At 71.8% G+C, this 15,378-nt stretch carries 10 protein-coding genes and 1 pseudogene; 4 read left to right on the top strand and 7 right to left on the bottom strand.

Features of this window, described 5'->3' with window-relative positions; genetic code table 11:
• Positions 1–82 precede the first annotated feature (82 nt).
• The 4 genes from AC2TDM_RS01355 to zorA are packed head-to-tail and all read right to left on the bottom strand — an operon-like array spanning position 83 to position 7,066.
• Entirely contained in the window at positions 83–3,055 is a 2,973-nt protein-coding gene (locus AC2TDM_RS01355) for a DEAD/DEAH box helicase (protein WP_484635591.1), read from the bottom strand.
• 38 nt (positions 3,056–3,093) lie between these two features.
• Positions 3,094–4,593, bottom strand: a complete 1,500-nt coding sequence (locus tag AC2TDM_RS01350; RefSeq protein ID WP_484635590.1) for an EH signature domain-containing protein — start codon at positions 4,591–4,593, stop codon at positions 3,094–3,096.
• Positions 4,590–5,378 (bottom strand): OmpA/MotB family protein, encoded by a 789-nt coding sequence (locus tag AC2TDM_RS01345; protein ID WP_484635589.1) that lies wholly within the window; start codon positions 5,376–5,378, stop codon positions 4,590–4,592. The genes AC2TDM_RS01350 and AC2TDM_RS01345 overlap by 4 nt, the downstream gene beginning before the upstream one ends.
• Positions 5,375–7,066, bottom strand: coding sequence for an anti-phage ZorAB system protein ZorA (zorA, locus tag AC2TDM_RS01340; protein ID WP_484635588.1), 1,692 nt, complete (start codon positions 7,064–7,066; stop codon positions 5,375–5,377). The genes AC2TDM_RS01345 and zorA overlap by 4 nt, the downstream gene beginning before the upstream one ends.
• 273 nt (positions 7,067–7,339) lie before the next feature.
• Here zorA and AC2TDM_RS01335 point away from each other — a divergent pair, with 273 nt between their 5' ends.
• Positions 7,340–8,227, top strand: a complete 888-nt coding sequence (locus tag AC2TDM_RS01335) for an HNH endonuclease (protein WP_484635587.1) — start codon at positions 7,340–7,342, stop codon at positions 8,225–8,227.
• A 55-nt stretch (positions 8,228–8,282) separates the two neighbouring features.
• Here AC2TDM_RS01335 and AC2TDM_RS01330 read toward each other — a convergent pair whose 3' ends face one another.
• Entirely contained in the window at positions 8,283–9,248 is a 966-nt protein-coding gene (locus tag AC2TDM_RS01330; protein ID WP_484635586.1) for a cold-shock protein, read from the bottom strand.
• Between the two features lie 258 nt (positions 9,249–9,506).
• Between AC2TDM_RS01330 and AC2TDM_RS01325 the strand changes: the two genes are divergently transcribed.
• From AC2TDM_RS01325 to AC2TDM_RS01315, 3 genes and pseudogenes are all read left to right on the top strand, one after another.
• Positions 9,507–10,421, top strand: a complete 915-nt coding sequence (locus AC2TDM_RS01325; RefSeq protein ID WP_484635585.1) for a nuclease-related domain-containing protein — start codon at positions 9,507–9,509, stop codon at positions 10,419–10,421.
• 122 nt (positions 10,422–10,543) lie between these two features.
• Positions 10,544–11,245, top strand: a pseudogene (locus tag AC2TDM_RS01320) (DUF899 family protein).
• Between the two features lie 55 nt (positions 11,246–11,300).
• Entirely contained in the window at positions 11,301–12,869 is a 1,569-nt protein-coding gene (locus tag AC2TDM_RS01315) for an SWIM zinc finger family protein (protein ID WP_484635584.1), read from the top strand.
• 13 nt (positions 12,870–12,882) lie between these two features.
• Here the strand turns inward: AC2TDM_RS01315 and AC2TDM_RS01310 are convergent, their stop codons facing one another.
• Both AC2TDM_RS01310 and AC2TDM_RS01305 read right to left on the bottom strand, forming a co-directional pair.
• Positions 12,883–13,998, bottom strand: a complete 1,116-nt coding sequence (locus AC2TDM_RS01310) for a PQQ-dependent sugar dehydrogenase (RefSeq protein WP_484635583.1) — start codon at positions 13,996–13,998, stop codon at positions 12,883–12,885.
• Between the two features lie 139 nt (positions 13,999–14,137).
• Positions 14,138–15,376, bottom strand: a complete 1,239-nt coding sequence (locus AC2TDM_RS01305) for a Fic family protein (protein ID WP_484635582.1) — start codon at positions 15,374–15,376, stop codon at positions 14,138–14,140.
• Positions 15,377–15,378: the final 2 nt, after the last annotated feature.

The following is a 15,378-nucleotide window of genomic DNA, read 5'->3' as shown; positions in this document are numbered from 1 at the left end:
ACCCCTGACGTCTGAGATGAGTGGTACCGCACGCTACCTCGCGCTCCACCAGAGATTTGCAATGCGTCGCATCCATTTGTGCTCACAAGCCCAGAGCACGCTCCAGCTCGTCCTGACCGACCTCCTGCGGCACCACGACGGCGTCCTTCAATGCCGTCTTGCTCCGCAGCAAACGGTCAAGATTGACATCGAAGGAGTCCACGTCGGGGTGCAGCGCCACGGGGTAGTGCACGTGCACGTCCCGCTTCTGACCGATGCGGTACACCCGGTCCGTGGCCTGCGCCTCCTTCGCCGGGTTCCAGTGCCGCTCGAGATGGATGGCGTGGTTGGCGCCCACCACCGTCAGCCCGACGCCGACGGCCAGCGGGGACAGGATGATGACGTTAAATCCCTCCTGCGCCTCGAACGCCCGGATCTTTGCCATCCGCGTCTCTCCCCGGCCGGTGGCGGCGGTATCGCCGTTGACGATGCTGACGGGGAAGCCGTAGAGGTCCCTCAGCCAGAGCGCCAGGGCGCGCTGCAGCTCCTTCGTCTTCGCGAAGATGATCGCCTTCTCCCCTTGCGCGCGGACGGCGTCGAGCACGACGCGCACCGCGACGAGGGTGCGCGCCGACTCGTCGAGTCGGCGTGCACCGCCGTCGAGGTCGCCACGCAGCAGCCCGGGGTGCAGCGACACAGCCGAAAGCTCGTGCAAGGTCTTCAGCGCCGCACCCTTGCCTCCCGCCCGCGCTCGGTGGTCGCTGAGGACCGCGTCGTACGCCTGCACCTGCGCCGGAGGCATCGGCTGCGGGTACTCGTGCACGTGCTTGGGCGGCAGGTTCGGGAGGTGGTCCTCCTTGATGCGGCGCAGCATGAATTCACCGACCGCGCCACGCAGCGCCTTGCCCAGGCGCTCGTGCTCGGCGCCGGACGCCGCTGCCATGGGCGTCGCCCACTCCTCCTGGAACTCCGCCCAGGAGCCGAGCAGCCCGGGCTGCGCGGTGTCGACGAGCGACCAGAAGTCGCGGAGCGAGTTCTCCACCGGTGTGCCCGTGGCCAGCAGCTTGAAGCGCGCCTGCAGGCCCTTCGCGGCGCGCGCCGCCAGGATCTCCGGGTTCTTGGTTGCCTGGGCCTCGTCGAGGACGACCACTCCCCACTCGACCTGGCTCAGCGAGACCTGGTACCTGCGAAGTGCCTCGTAGGTGGTGAGGACGAGCACACCGGGTCGGTCGAGGCGTGCGGCGCCCCACGCAGGTCCGACCCGGAGCGACGTGTGGAGTCGGTCTGCCCGCACCATGCCGTGCTCGTCGAGGTCGTCGACGGAGGCCGCCGTCTCCCGGGCTGCACCGCGCCGCTTGTAGTCCGCGAGTCCTTCGCCTTGCAGGACGACCACGTCGTCGAACGGCCCGTGGTCGGAGCCGAACGCGGTGGCGATCTCGGCCAGCCAGTTCTCCAGCAGGGCGACCGGCATCACGGCGAGAACCGGCAGGGGCTCCTCGCCGGCGTCGTGCTGCCAGCGTTGCGCCTCGCCGAGGGCTGCCAGCGTCATGAACGTCTTGCCCAGCCCCATGTCGTCCGCAAGCAGCGCACCCTGGACGCGGGCCGGGTCGTTGGGGTCGCTGAGCAGTGCCGCCTGCAGGAGTCCGGTCATCCACTCGATGCCGACCCGCTGGTGGGGGAAGGGGTCGCGGCGGAGACGGCCGTAGTCGACGGCGACTCGAGGGCGGGCATCCCGAGCACGATCGCGTAGCACGTCCGACACGTTCGCCGCGTCGCGAATGTGGAGGCCGACCTGGACCTGTCGCCCTAAAGGTGCCTCGTCAGCCACGGCAGGCTCGGGCTCAGGCTCGACGTGCTCGTCCGCGAGGTCGGCCAGCCGGCGTCGGGACGCCTGAAGGACCTCCTCGACGCGGCTGCGGTCCGCAATGTCGACGAGCTGCTCGCCCACGGCGACGACGGATTCGCCACGGTCCCACGCCTCCGCCACCTTCGTCTCGACCTGGCCCTGCTGAACCGGCGTCGTCACGATCTCGACGAGGGCCTCCGCCTCCCGCACGGCCGTGGCCGCCTCGAACCACTCGATCCCGCTCGTCGACGCCTCGTCGAACGTGATCGGGGCGATGACGCCGAGGCCGGCGACGCGGACGCTGAAGCGGATGTCGACGTCCACAAGTGCCGGGTCGTAGTACGCCCCGGGCGCGCGGTGGAACGTGGGCACCTCACTGAAAGGGATGTGTGGACGGTCCCGCACCTCGCGCACCCCAGCGAGCTGCTGCGGACCGAGGAGCACGAGGGTGTCGTCGGCACGGATGACCGCGCCGCCCTCGTGCCGCTCAGGCACCTGGTCCACCTGGTGCCACCGCGTCCTCAAGACATCGGCATCGACGTCGGGCCCCAGGTGCGGCTCGACCGCGAGAGAGCCGTCTGCCTGCGGCTCGACGAGGAGCCCGACGGCCTCCGGCTCGACCGTCCGGAACTTGTCGAGCGCGCCGAGTGAGAAGTGCAGACCGGCGTCGCGGTCGCCGGCATCGTCGGCCGACGCAGCGGTGCGCTGGGCGGCCTGCAGCTGCGCGACGAGGCGCACGTTCTCGGTCTCGGTGCGCGCCGCGCGGTCGAGAGCCGCATGCGCCTCGACGGCGCGCAAGGCCCGCAGCAAGGGAACGCTCACCCGGTACAGGCGGCCCGCCACGCGGAGGACCGGGCCGCGCCGTTCCGGTAGCTCCGGGTGCTCACCGGTCTGGACCTCGAGCTCGATGGCGAAGTCCTGCGACGCCGTCCAGCGCCGCACGGTCGTGTGTACCTGCCCGCGGAACGGCTCGGCCAAGCCGAGGACGCGGGCATCCTCGTCGTCCAGCCGGCTCAGCTCCTCGGCCGGAACGATGAAGCCGTCCTCGCTGAGGCTCGCCCGTCCCTCCTCCGCTAGCAGGTCCAGGACGTAGAACTGCTCCTGCGCCGAACGCGGCGCCATCCCGGCGCGCATGAGCGCGAGGGTCTCTCCGTCGACGACGAAACGCGTCAGGTCCCCGTAGTCCACCCGGAACACGGGCGGCGCCGAGAAGGGGTCGTCCGGGGTCATGGGTGTGCGACCCCGGAGACGGTCGAGGAGTCCCACGGTCAGTACCAGCCCGCTCGTCGTCGTTGCAGGTTCACGAAGTCCTCGCGCGAGAGGAGGCCCTGCTCGTCGAGACGAACATCGTGGGCACGCAGGAAGTCCAATGCCTGACGGATCCACTCCCGTCCGCGGTGCCAGACCGCCTCATGCGCCTGGTCGCCGTACTGCTCCGCGTGCAGCCCCGGGATCGTCTGGGTCAACATGCCGTTGTCAAAGAAGCGCACCTTCCGGTCCGCGATCTTCGGCGGCGGGCCGTCGACGTACAGGTACAGCTGGAAGTTGTGCGAACCCTCGACGAGCCAGAAGTCGCCGCAGTCGAGGTAGATGACCGCCGTGTCCGCTCGGGTGCCGCCGGCAAGCTGCGCCACGTCACCGAGGCCGAAGGGCGAGGACCGGCTGATGGACTGCCGGATGTCGTTGCCCAGGAGCAGGCGAAGGTCACGGACCCGGCCCTGCTCGTACAGACCCAGGAGGAGACGGCGCCGGGGAGCGACCAGCCGGCTCATGGGCTGGTTCTCGGTCTGCGCCGCATAGGCAGCGACGCCGTCGAGGAACGCGCGCAGGTCGACGCCCTGCATCCACCTCGTCGCCCGAGCCACGTGCTCCTCCGGCAGAGGCGACCACCAGTCCCGCCACTGCTGGCCCTGCCGGAGCCGCGGGTCGCCACCGATGTCCAGCATCGCGCGTAGCCAGCTGTCGCTCGGGTGCAGCGCCGGCTTCGACGTCAGGGCTAGCAGGACCTGGTGGCCGAAGTAGCGCCCGTTCTCCTCCGTCGTCGCGGTGCGCTGCCGCGCGACGACCTCCGAGCGGACGGCAGCAAGGAACGTGTGGTCGCCGGCCTGGGGATCGGCCGCGGCGATGCATTCGAGGTAGAAGCAGTCCCGCGCGATCCAGCCGAAGCGGGTGTCGGAGAACGGCGCCATCTGCATGTCCCGGAACCAGTCGAAGAGGTCGGCGCCGTACTCCACCAGGCCGCGCGCGAGCTGCAGGGGGCCGCCGATCTCGAGCACGAATCCGTCCTGGCTGCGCAACGTCTCGACGACGTCGCGACTGGCTCGTTCGGGCTGCTGCGCTACCGCGCTCCGGACGAGGTTGCGCACCTCGGAGAACAGTCCCATGCGCCATTCGTCGAGCCGGTCGAAGTGCTCGAAGAGGACGCGCGCGAGGGCGATGGTGCCCAGGCGGGAGATGTGCGCTCCCGCCAGGATCGCGAGCACGTCCGGCGTCAGGGTGGCGCGCGTAAGCGCCGCATCTCCTGCCCATGCCACGGCCATGGCCCGGATGAACCGGCGGTCGACGACCCGCGCTGCCAGGGCAGGCAGATTGTGGGCCGACAGGAGGACGCGCGCCTCGTCGACGAGCTGCTCGAAGACCTGGCCCTGCGCCGGGCCGCGAACCAGCGCGGTGGCACGCTCGAGGTTCTCAGTCCAACCGGCAAGGTCCGCCGAGGTCCAGGAGGACCGGACCTCCTGCGGTCGAGGCGGCGGAAGGACGAGAGTCACGGCGCCACCCCGGAGGCCGCGCTGATCGCGGCAATCTCCTCCTCCGACAGCCGGTGCTCGGTGAAGCGGATGTCGATGCGGCGGTTCGCCGCACGTCCCTCGTCGGACGCCTGGTCGACCACGACCGGTCGCGTCTCGGCGTAGCCGGAGACGGAGAACAGCCGCTCTCCCGTGTGGCCGACGAGGCCGCCCGGCTTCGTCGGCAGCTGGTCCTCCCACAGCCGCCACAGCGCGATGGCACGGTTGGCGGAGAGCCCCCAGTTGCCTCCGAAGGTGCTACCGATGGGGACGTTATCCGTGTGCCCCTCGACGAAGACCGTGTCCAGCTGCTGGTATCGGTCGCCCCTCAGCAGGACGTCGGAGATCACCTGCCCGATGACGAGCGCGCTGGCTTGGTGCTCGGGGCGGATGTCGGACGACCCGCTGTCGAAGCCGAGCAGCTCCACCGGGATCCGGATCACGGAGCTTGCCGGGTCGACCTCGACCTGGATGCCGCGCGCCTGCAGCTCGTCACGGATCTCGGTGACCATGTCGGATCGTGTCTGCTCACCGGTGCCGAGGCTCGCCAGCATCGTGTCGAACTGCAGAACCCGGGCCGTCGCCGCATCGGCCTCCGCGCGCGCCTCCGCCAACGCGTCCTGCTCCTCACGCAGGGAGAAGACGAGGGCTACGGCGGCGAGGAGGAAAACGGTGAGCAGCGCGGTCATCAGGTCGGAGAACGAGATCCAGACCGTCTCCTCCTCGGTGACGGTCGACCGCCCCCGACGCAGGATCCGCCGGCTCATGCCACGCGCGTGGGCTGGTCGGGACGACGATCACCGAGCTCATCAATCGCATCGGAGAGAGCGGACGTCGCGTTGAGCATCTGCGTGCTGAACTCGCGCGTCTGCACGTTCCACTCGTCCATCCGACGGCCGGTGTCCTTGCTGACCTGGTCGGAGTAGGCGACGAGCCAGCCGGACATCTCCTCCGAGTGGCTGTGCAACTGACGCCGCAGATCTGCGAGGAACGCCTCTTGCGCAGAGCGCATCCCGCCCAGTCCGCCGCTGAGCGTTTCTGACGCCCCCTCTAGGAGCTCGGCGGCCGAAAGGGCCTTCTCCGTCAGGTGCATCACCGTGCGCTGCTGCTCCGTCATGGCACCGGCAGCGTCGGCCGTTCGAGACGCGAGCTGCTCGACCGCCTCGGTGGCGCCCACGAGCATCCCGGCGATCGACGTGCTCGTACTACCCAGCCGGTCCGCGACCTCCGTGAGATTGGCAGCAGCCGAATCCATGCCTGTCGTCGCGGTGCTCACCACATCTGCCGCTTGGTCAAGCCCAGCAATGACCTTGGGCAGCGACTCGTCGAGCAGGAGCAGCTGCCGGGACGTGCCATCTGTCACGATCTGCAGCTGCGCCGCCATCGCCTCACGATGGGCGTCGAGAAGCGCCATGTGCTGTTCGGCGTGACGGGCGAGCTGCTCGCCCATGTAGTCGATAGTTGCCTTCATCGCCGAGGACGAGTCCTTGAGCTCTTTGGCCAGCGACATCCCGATCTCGTTGAACGAGGCCGTGAGCTCACCAGAAATCGTGCGGAACACGTCCGCCGACTGGTTCGCAGCCTTCTCCGCCAGATCGGCCATGACGGGGGCCAGCGAGTTGGAGATGGCGTTGCTGACGGCACGGCTGGTGTTCTCGCCGACGTGCGCCACGGCCTCCTGCAGCGCGGAGCCGACCTTCTCGTGCAGGACCTGCAGCGCCTCCTTCGACTCCCCGGTATGCGAGGCGATGTCCGAGAGGGACTGCTCGGGCGAGCGGAGCCGGAACAGACTGTCAACCCGAGCCTGCAGCTCCCGGATGCGGCGTACGACGTGACGCTCCTGCCACCGTCCGACGACGTTGACCACGAGGCTCATGAAGACACCCCACAGCGAGGCGGTGAAGCCGAGCGCTGCGCCGTAGACCAGGGTCTGGATGCCGGTACGGAGCTGGTCGCTAGTGGAGCCGAGATCGAGGCCTCGGAGACCCACGGTCAGGCCGAGGAAGGTGCCGAGGAGGCCCAGGGTCGTCAGTGCCGTCGGGGCAGCATGCAGGAACCGGTTGTCGACGAGCCGCGACGCGAAGCGGTGCTCGTTGAAGAACTCGGCCGCGTCGACGGTGTTGTAGAGCTGCCCGCCCTCGGCGACCAGCGTCTCGTCGAACTCCTGCCAGGCATGCGCCACCGGCTCAGACGACTCCTTGGCACGCTGCAGGATCTGCGTGCGCTGCGTCGGCACGTCCGCCTTCGAGAGGTCGGCGACGAGGTCGCGCGTCTCGCGCACCCAGCGCTTCGACACCCGCACCTGCCACCAGGAGAAGCCCATGACGCCGAGGGCCACCAGCCAGATGATGACGACGAGGATCGGCGTGACGGCCTCGACGCCGCCATTGGCCAACTTGCCGAACTGCGGCCAGATGAGCGTGAGGAAGTGGGCGTTGCCCGCGTCGTCGGCCATGCTGCTGCCCCCTGAGGAAACCGAGGTGCCGTCGCCCGCCCGGGCAGGGCACGGTGGGCCTCGAGCGCGCGTGGGTACGCGGACACCAGCCGCCGAGGCTACCGAGCAGCCGCGGGGATGGAAGCGCCGATCCGCGTGCGGAGGAGGTGAAACTTGGGCGAATGCCCCCATCGGGTGAAGGCAGGCAGCGCCCTGGCACCTCCGCTCCGGCCCTCGTGAGGTTCACCCGCGAGGTGACGCCAGCGAGTCACTGCTGCATGATGAGCTACTCCCATGGACAGCGTCGTCGAGAGAGCACTGCGCGAGCGCATCATGGCGTGGGTGCGAGACCGCGCCGAGCAGAACGGGGGCTTCGTCTACCGCGACGAGCTGCTCGGATACTCCGTCGATGGCCGGCGACTGCCCATCATCGATTTCTCGCGAGGCATCAGGAATCCCGCCGACTTTTCCTCCACTCTGTCGATCGTATCCTCCGCAGACGGGCCCTACGACGACGTGGAGTCCGACGACGGCTTTCTGCACTATGCATACCGCAAGGGCGACGAGTTCAGCGGTGACAACGTTAAGCTGCGCCGCGCCTACGAGACCGGCCAACCACTTGTTCTCTTCCGCAAGGAAGTGCGCAACATCCTGACGCCCATCATGCCGGTGTATGTCATCGACGACGAACCCGAGAATCGCCAATTCATCATGGCGTTCGACGAATCATTCCGGTACATGCCGGCGAAGGAGGAACTGAGCGCGGATCGCCGTGCTTACGCACGGCGCCTCGCCAAGCAGCGGCTACACCAGCCCGCGTTCCGGACGCGCGTCCTGCTGGCCTACGAGACGCGGTGCGCCATCTGTGAGTTAAAGCACGGGGCACTCCTGGACGCCGCACACATCGTCCCGGACTCGGACGAGCGCGGGGTTCCCACGACATCGAACGGCCTTGCCCTGTGCAAAATCCATCACGCTGCGTTTGACCAGAACATCATCGGCGTGGACCCTGACTACCGCGTTCAGGTGCGGCTCGACGTTCTCGACGAAGTGGACGGACCGATGCTGCGTCACGGAATCCAGGAGATGCACGGACGGCAAGTGGTCCTGCCTAGGGCCGTCAAGGACCGGCCCTCGCGTGACCTCTTGGCTTGGCGGTGGGAGCGCTTCGTCGGAAGGTGACGTCCGCCGTCGACGGCAAAGTCCGGGCGTGCGGCCGGGTAGGTCGTGCGGTCCCCTAGATCAACTCCACCCGGTCCGCCTGCGGGCCGCGGTCGCTCTGGCGCACCTGGTAGCGGACGCGGTCGCCCTCCTCCAGCGGCTCACCGCCTCGGACCACCGACACGTGCACGAACAGGTCCGCCCCGCCAGCGTCGGGGGAGATGAAGCCGAAGCCACGGTCGGCGTCGAAGCGGGCGACGACGCCCTCGCCCCCGCGCACCGGCGCACCCGACGACGTGGGCCGGCCGGGTCGGTCGCGGCGCTCGGGCGCGCCGCCGCCCGACCGTGTGGACCCGCCGCGCGGCGCGGGCGCCGGACCCGACCCCCGCACCAGCCGCACCTCGCGCGCCTGCGGCCCCCGCTCGACCTCGACGACGTCGAACGCGACCCGGTCGCCCTCGTCGAGCCCCGTCAGCCCGCCGGTCAGCGCCCGCACGTGCACGAACACGTCACCGCCCGCGTCCGCGGCGATGAATCCGAAGCCCTTGTCGGGGTCGAACCACGCCACGGTCCCGTCCGCGCCGTCGGCCGGCGTCGCACGCCCGGCGTCCGGACCCAGCGGCAGCAGGTGCTCGGCCTGCGGCCCCTTCTCCCCCTCGCCGACGAGGTACGCCACCCGCTGGCCCTCGGTGATGATGCCGCCGGTCACGATGCCGGAGCTGTGCACGAAGATCTCCGGCCCGCCGCCGTCCGGCGCCACGAAGCCGTAGCCCTTCGTCGGCTCGTACCAGGACACGGTGCCGAGCACACCGAAGGTCGCGTCGGCGGCAGAGTCGCCGGTGACGCGCACCTGCCGCGCCTGCGGGCCGCGCGGGCCCTCGCCGACCTCGTACTCCACCGTCTGGCCCTCGCGCAGCGGCACCGGGCCGTCGTGGTCGAGGACCTCCGTGACGTGCACGAACAGGTCCTCGCCCTCGTCGTCGGGCGCGAGGAAGCCGAAGCCTCGATCGACGTCGAACCAGCGGACGGTTCCGTTCGGCACTGCAGCTCCTCGGGACGGGGGGACGTCAACGACCCTCCAGTGTCCCTGACGCCGCGCGGCCCGTCGTCCCGGGCTCTGGCGACGAGTCACGCCGCCCGGTGACCGGCCGCCGGGTGAAAGCCCGCCGCTGTCACCCCGACGGGTGTACGGACCGGCCCACGGGAGTGCGGATCGTCCGTATCGTCCGGCGCACGCTGCGACGCGACCGGTCGACGACGACCGCGCCGAGGCTCGCACGCCACGGACCGGGGGGCGGACATGCAGGCAGGCGACGGCGCCGACGAGCAGGCGGCGCGGCACCAGCGGCGGCTCGAGCGGCTGCGCGCCGAGCACGCGCTCGCGCCGACGGAGGAGTCCGCCCGGGCGCTGCGCAGCGCCGAGGGTCTTGTGCACGCCTGGACGACGGGTGCGGACGGGGAGCGGCAGGTCGCCGACACGCTGCTCGGGCTGGCGGACCGCGGGTGGACCGCCCTGCACGACGTGCGCTGGCCCGGCCGGCCGCAGGCGAACCTCGACCACGTCGCGCTCGGTCCCGGCGGCGTCGTCGTCGTCGACGCGAAGAACTGGAACGGGACCGTCACCGTCCGCGACGGCGAGCTGCGGCAGAACGGCTACCGGCGCGACGAGGCCGTGGAGGGCGTCGCCGCCGCCACCGCGGCCGTCACCGCGATGCTTGCGCCGCAGCACCGGACGGCCGCGCGCGGCGTGCTCTGCCTGGCCGGGCAGGGGCAGGGTCTGGAACCGGTCGTGCTCGCCTCCGGGGTGACGGTCGTGGGCCGGGCCCACCTCGTCGCGCACCTCGCGACGCTCGGGCCGCGGCTCGACCCCTACGAGGTCGCCGACATCGGGCGGCACCTCGGCGGGCAGCTCGACCGGCCGGTCCGGGCGGCGCAGACCGGGACGTCCGCGGCGCCGCCGTCTGCTGGTCGTGCGCCGAGGCGTCGGCCGTCGTCGGCGCCGGCGTCTTGCGTTCCGCGGAGGAGCCCTCGCCCGTCCCGTCGCAGGCGCCTGCTCGCCGGAGTCCTCCAGCTCGGACTGACCATCGCGACGGTCGCCATCATCGTCGGCGTGGTGAAGGTGTTCACCGGCGCAATGACGTCGCAGATCACCGAGGACCTCACCCCGACCCCTGTGGCCACCACGGGACCTGTCGAGGTCGCGCCGGCACCATGAGCCCGCGTCGGTTGGCGGGCGTCGCGATGAGTCCCGCACCACCCGCCGGTCTGCCCCTCTGAACGACGCGCGCCGACGCCCCGACGTACCGGCGCGCCGACGACCGTCGCCAGGAGGACGCGATGACCACCGCCGCACATCCCACCGCCCTACCCCCGGTGGTCGACGCCGCCACCTGGGCGGCCGCCCTCGCCGACCTGCGGCGCCGCGAGAAGGCCGCCACCCGCGAGCTCGACGCCATCGCCGCGCAGCGCCGACGCCTGCCGATGGTCCGCCTGCCCGAGTACACGCTCGTCGGCGAGGAGGGGCCGGTCCGGCTCGTCGACGTCTTCGAGGGCTGGCACCAGCTCATCACCTACCACCACATGTGGTCGCCCGGCGCGGAGTGGCAGTGCAGCGGCTGCACGGGCTTCACGTCGCAGTTCACGCGGCTGGAGTTCCTCGAGCCGGTGGACGCGCGCTTCGTCGTCGTCACGCAGGGCGCGATCGACGAGGCGCTGGCCTACCGCGACAAGGTGGGCAACCGCATGACCTGGTACTCGACCGCAGACAGCCCGTTCGGCGCCGACGTGGGCGCCGGGCCCGGCGAGGGCTACGCCGTCAACGTCTTCCTGCGCGACGGCGACGCGGTCTACCGCACCTGGCACACCGACGGCCGCGGCACCGAGCAGCTCACGCACACCTTCGCGCTCGTCGACCTGCTGCCCTGGGGCCGGCAGGAGGACTGACAGGACTCCCCCGAAGGCTGGCCGCGGCTCGGCGGCGCCGGCGCGGGCTGGGGCAGCTCGCAGGACGTCGCGCGGCTCTACGGATCGAGCAGCTGACCACCGGGACGGCACGAGGAGGTCCCTCGCAGGGTGCCCTGCCAGGATCACCCCCGTGATCATCGCCGCCGACGCGCTGACCGAGCTGACCGACCCCGTCACCCTCTCCCGCGGGCGGGCATACCTGCGGCAGGGGCGGGTCGGTGACCTGCGGTGGCGCGGCGACGAGCTCGTCGGTCGCGTTGAGGGCGCGCAGGCCTACGAGGTCGGCGTGACCGCGGCCTCCTGGCGCTGCACGTGCCCGGTCGGCCACGACGGGACGCTGTGCAAGCACGTCGTCGCCGTCGTCCTGCACGCCGACGCGCAGCCCCTGGGCGAGATCTCGGTCGAGGCCCCGGACGACCGCGCGCCGGCGGTGCACCAGCCCGGACCCCTCACCGCCGACGACCTCGCGGCCCTGCGCGACGACGTCACCGCCGTGCTTACCCCGCGCGCGCGGTCCTACGACTACCGCGCGGCCAAACGCTGGGCCACGGAGGCGCACCCGCTCGTCGCCGAGCTCGAGGACGTGGCGCAGGACCACCCGTCCGCCGCGGTGCTGTCCCTGCTGGAGCGCGCCATCACACTGACCGTGCGCGCGACGCTGCGTAGCGACGACTCGGCCGGCATCCACGGCGACCTCGTCGAGCGCCTCCTCGCCGCGCACGCCGGCGCCGCGCGGCACCTGCTCGAGCCGCTGCCGCCCGCCGAGCGGCGCCGGCTGGCGACCTGGCTGCACCGCTTCCGGTTCGACGGCACGCAGGACGTGTTCGAGGCCGACGTCGTGCCGTACCGCGACGCCCTCGGCCCGGACGGCGTCGCCGTGTACCGCGCGCTCGTCGAGCAGAGCGCTGCCACCGGGGTCGAGGAGTTCGCCGTCGGGCACGCCCGCGAGCGCCTGGCGGTCCTCGACGGGGACGCCGACGCGCTCGTCGCCCTGCTGGGCGACCGGACGGACAACCCGCTGCTGCTGGAGGGTCTGGTGCGGCAGCTCGACGAGGCCGGCCACCCGGACCGGGCGCTGGAGTGGGCCCGACGAGCCGCCGCGATGCGGCCGAGCCACCGGCACGCGGCGTTCGTCGACCGGCTGGTCCACGACGCCCTCGAGCGCGACGACCCCGAGGACGCCCTGCGCCTGCGGCGGGAGCACCTGGCGGTGCAGCCGAGCAGCACGTCGTTCGCCGCCCTGCGCGCGGTGGCCGAGCCGCTGGGCGTCTGGGACCGGGAGCGCCCGGCGGCGGAGGCGCTGCTGGCCGAGAACCGGGACTGGGAGTACGTGAACCTGCTGCTGGGCGAGGACCGCGACGACGAGGCGTGGGCCTTCGGGACCGCCCACCCCTCCGCGGTCACGGCAGCCGACGCCTGGGACCGCCTGCTGGCCCGGCGGGCGCGCACCCACCCGGAGGACACGCTCCCGGCGTACCGCGCCCTCGTCGAGCGGACCCTCACCACCACCGGACGGGCCGCGTACGCCGAGGCGGCGAAGCGTCTGCTCGCGATGCGCGAGGCCGCCGCGGCATCCGGGCGGCTCGACGAGTACGCCGCGGTCGTCACGGACCTGCTCGAGGCCAACCGTCGCCGACCGACGTTCCGCGAGGTGCTGCGCGCGCGCCGGGTGGTCGATGCCGACGGCCGCCCGCGGTGACGGCCGTGACACCTCACCCGGCAGGCGTCACCCGCAGCAGCCTGTCCTGCCCCTCCCCGTTGTCCGTCGTCAGGTACAGCGCGCCGTCGGTGCCCAGCTGCGGCGTGCGCACCCGGCCCAGCACGTCCTCGAGCTCGGGCAGCCGGAACTGCTCGACGAGCGCGCCGGCCTCGTCGAGCCGCAGCGCCAGCACCCCCGTGCCCTTCTGCACGCCGAGCAGCAGCAACCCGTCGTAGGCGCCCCACTGCTCGCCGTCGAGGAACGTGATGCCGCTGACGGCGATCGTCGGGCCGTCCGAGTCCCACACCGCCGCGACCGCGCCCGGGATCGACGGGTCGGTCATCGGCACGCTCTCGTCGTACGTGCCGCTGCCCACCGGATCCCAGCCGTAGTTGCCGCCGTCGGTCGCGAGGTTCACCTCGTCGTCGACGCTCGACCCCTGCTCCGCCGTGAACACCTGCCCGCTTCCCGGCCGCACCGCGATGCCCTGCACGTTGCGGTGCCCGGTCTGCACGACGAGGGGCGACGCGTCCGGGTCGCCGAGGAACGGGTTGGTCGGCCACGCCTCGCCCGTCGCGGGGTCGACGCGCAGGAGCTTGCCGGCCGTCGTCGCGCGGTCCTGCGGGTTCGTCCCCACCGCGTTGTCGCCCGTGCCGATCAGCAGCGCCCCCGCCGGGTCGAACCGCAGCCGGCACCCGCCGTGACGGCCGCTGTCCGCGTTGACCGGGATGCCGCCGACGAGAGGGTCGGCGACGCGCTCCGCCGACGACCAGTCCGCCGCCACCGTCCACGCGACGACCTCGATGCCGGGCCCGCCGTCGGCTCCGCCGTCCGCCACGCCCTGGCACGTGGAGAGCCGCCGGTTCTCGTCGAAGGCGGGGTCGAGGACCAGCCCCATGAGACCCGTCTCGCCGCGCGCCCAGAGGTCGTCGAGGTCGGCGGCGATCTCGACGACCGTCCCGTCCGGGCGGACGGCCGTGAACCCGCCGGCGCGCTCGTCGACGAGCAGCGTCCCGTCCGGCGCCTGCGCCACGTCCCACGGGTGCTCCAACCCGTCGAGGACGGTCTCGATACGCAGCGCCGGCGCGGTCCCGGCGCTCGTCGCCACACCGGGCGTCGCGGTAGCCACGGGCTGCGTCGCCTCGTCGGTCGTGCTGGTGCACCCGGCCAACGCAAGGGCACTCCCGACGAGGCAGCCGACCAGGGCAGGTGTGCGACGCATCCCTCATCGTCACCTGCCGACGCCCGGGAGGGACAGCCGACGGCCGCTACGTGCCGTGCGGCAGCTCGCCCTCACGCCCGGCACCAGCACCAGCACCGCGGCGACGCGACCGGGCGGCGAAGGCGTCCATGGCCACCAGCACGTCGAGCGCCTGCCAGACGCGGTCGCGCAGCGCCGACCCGATCTGCTCGAGAACACCGGCGTCGACGAGCCGGTCGATGGCGAGCTGGGCGTTGACGGTCGAGACGTCCAGCCGCTCGGCGACGAACTTCGCGTCGACCACAGGTCTCGTCGCCACGAGGTCCACCAGCCGCTCGGGCGCGGAGCCGCGTCGTGCTCGCACGCGATCGAGCCAGCCTTCGCGCGCCGCCGCGACATCGGCGAGCAACGTCCTCGAGCTCGCCAGCGCGGGGAAGACCGCCTCGCAGACCCGTTCCACGATCGGCTCGATCTCGCCACGCCGGTACGCGGTCAGCGCGGCGAAGTACCGCTCGGTGTCCGAGAGCAGCCCCGCCGAGACCGGGACGATGCTCGTCCGGACCAGGCCGCCGGTCCGCAGCTGGGCGTGCAGCAGAGCACGTCCCGTCCGACCGTTGCCGTCCGGGAAGGGATGGATCGACTCGAACTGGGCGTGCGCGAGCGCCGCCTGCGCGAGGACCGGCAGGTCGTCCCGGGCGATGAAAGCGACGAGGTCGTCGACGGCGTCCGGGACGCGCTCGTGAACGGGTGCGATCCAGTCCGCACCGTGCGGGCTGCGTCCGGATCCGCCGATCCACACCGGCTCGGTCCGCCACCGTCCCGCTGCATCCGGCATCTGCGACGCCATGAGGGCGCGGTGCATGGCGAGGATCGACGCCGGGGTGATCTCGGCAGCGCTGTCCAGCGCGGTCGTCATCGCCTGGACGTTGGCGACGATCTCGTCCGCGTTGCGCCGACCTCCGCGGCCCAGCTCGGCGAGTGCGATGGCCTTCGCCGACGACGTCAGGTGCTCGATCTGCGAGGAGCTCGCCGCCTCGGTCCGCAGCAGGAGCGCGGCGTAGGACATCGCCGATCCGGAGGCCTCGCCGTCGAAGCGGGCGATCTCAGCCGACGCCTCGGCGACCAGTGCGACGACGCTGCTCGACAAGCGGGGGTCGGCCTGAGCGATGTTGGGCACGACCGCCGCCCGGTACGGGCCCGACGACCGGGACCGGCCGGCGCGCGGCCCGCCGTCGGCGTGGCGGGGCGTCCACGGGACGGGCTCGTCGCCGAACGTCGGCCAGGGCACCGCCACATCCGTTGACATGC

This window comes from Cellulomonas sp. plas2 (assembly GCF_057221735.1).
This window is presented reverse-complemented; position numbering and strand designations above follow the sequence as displayed.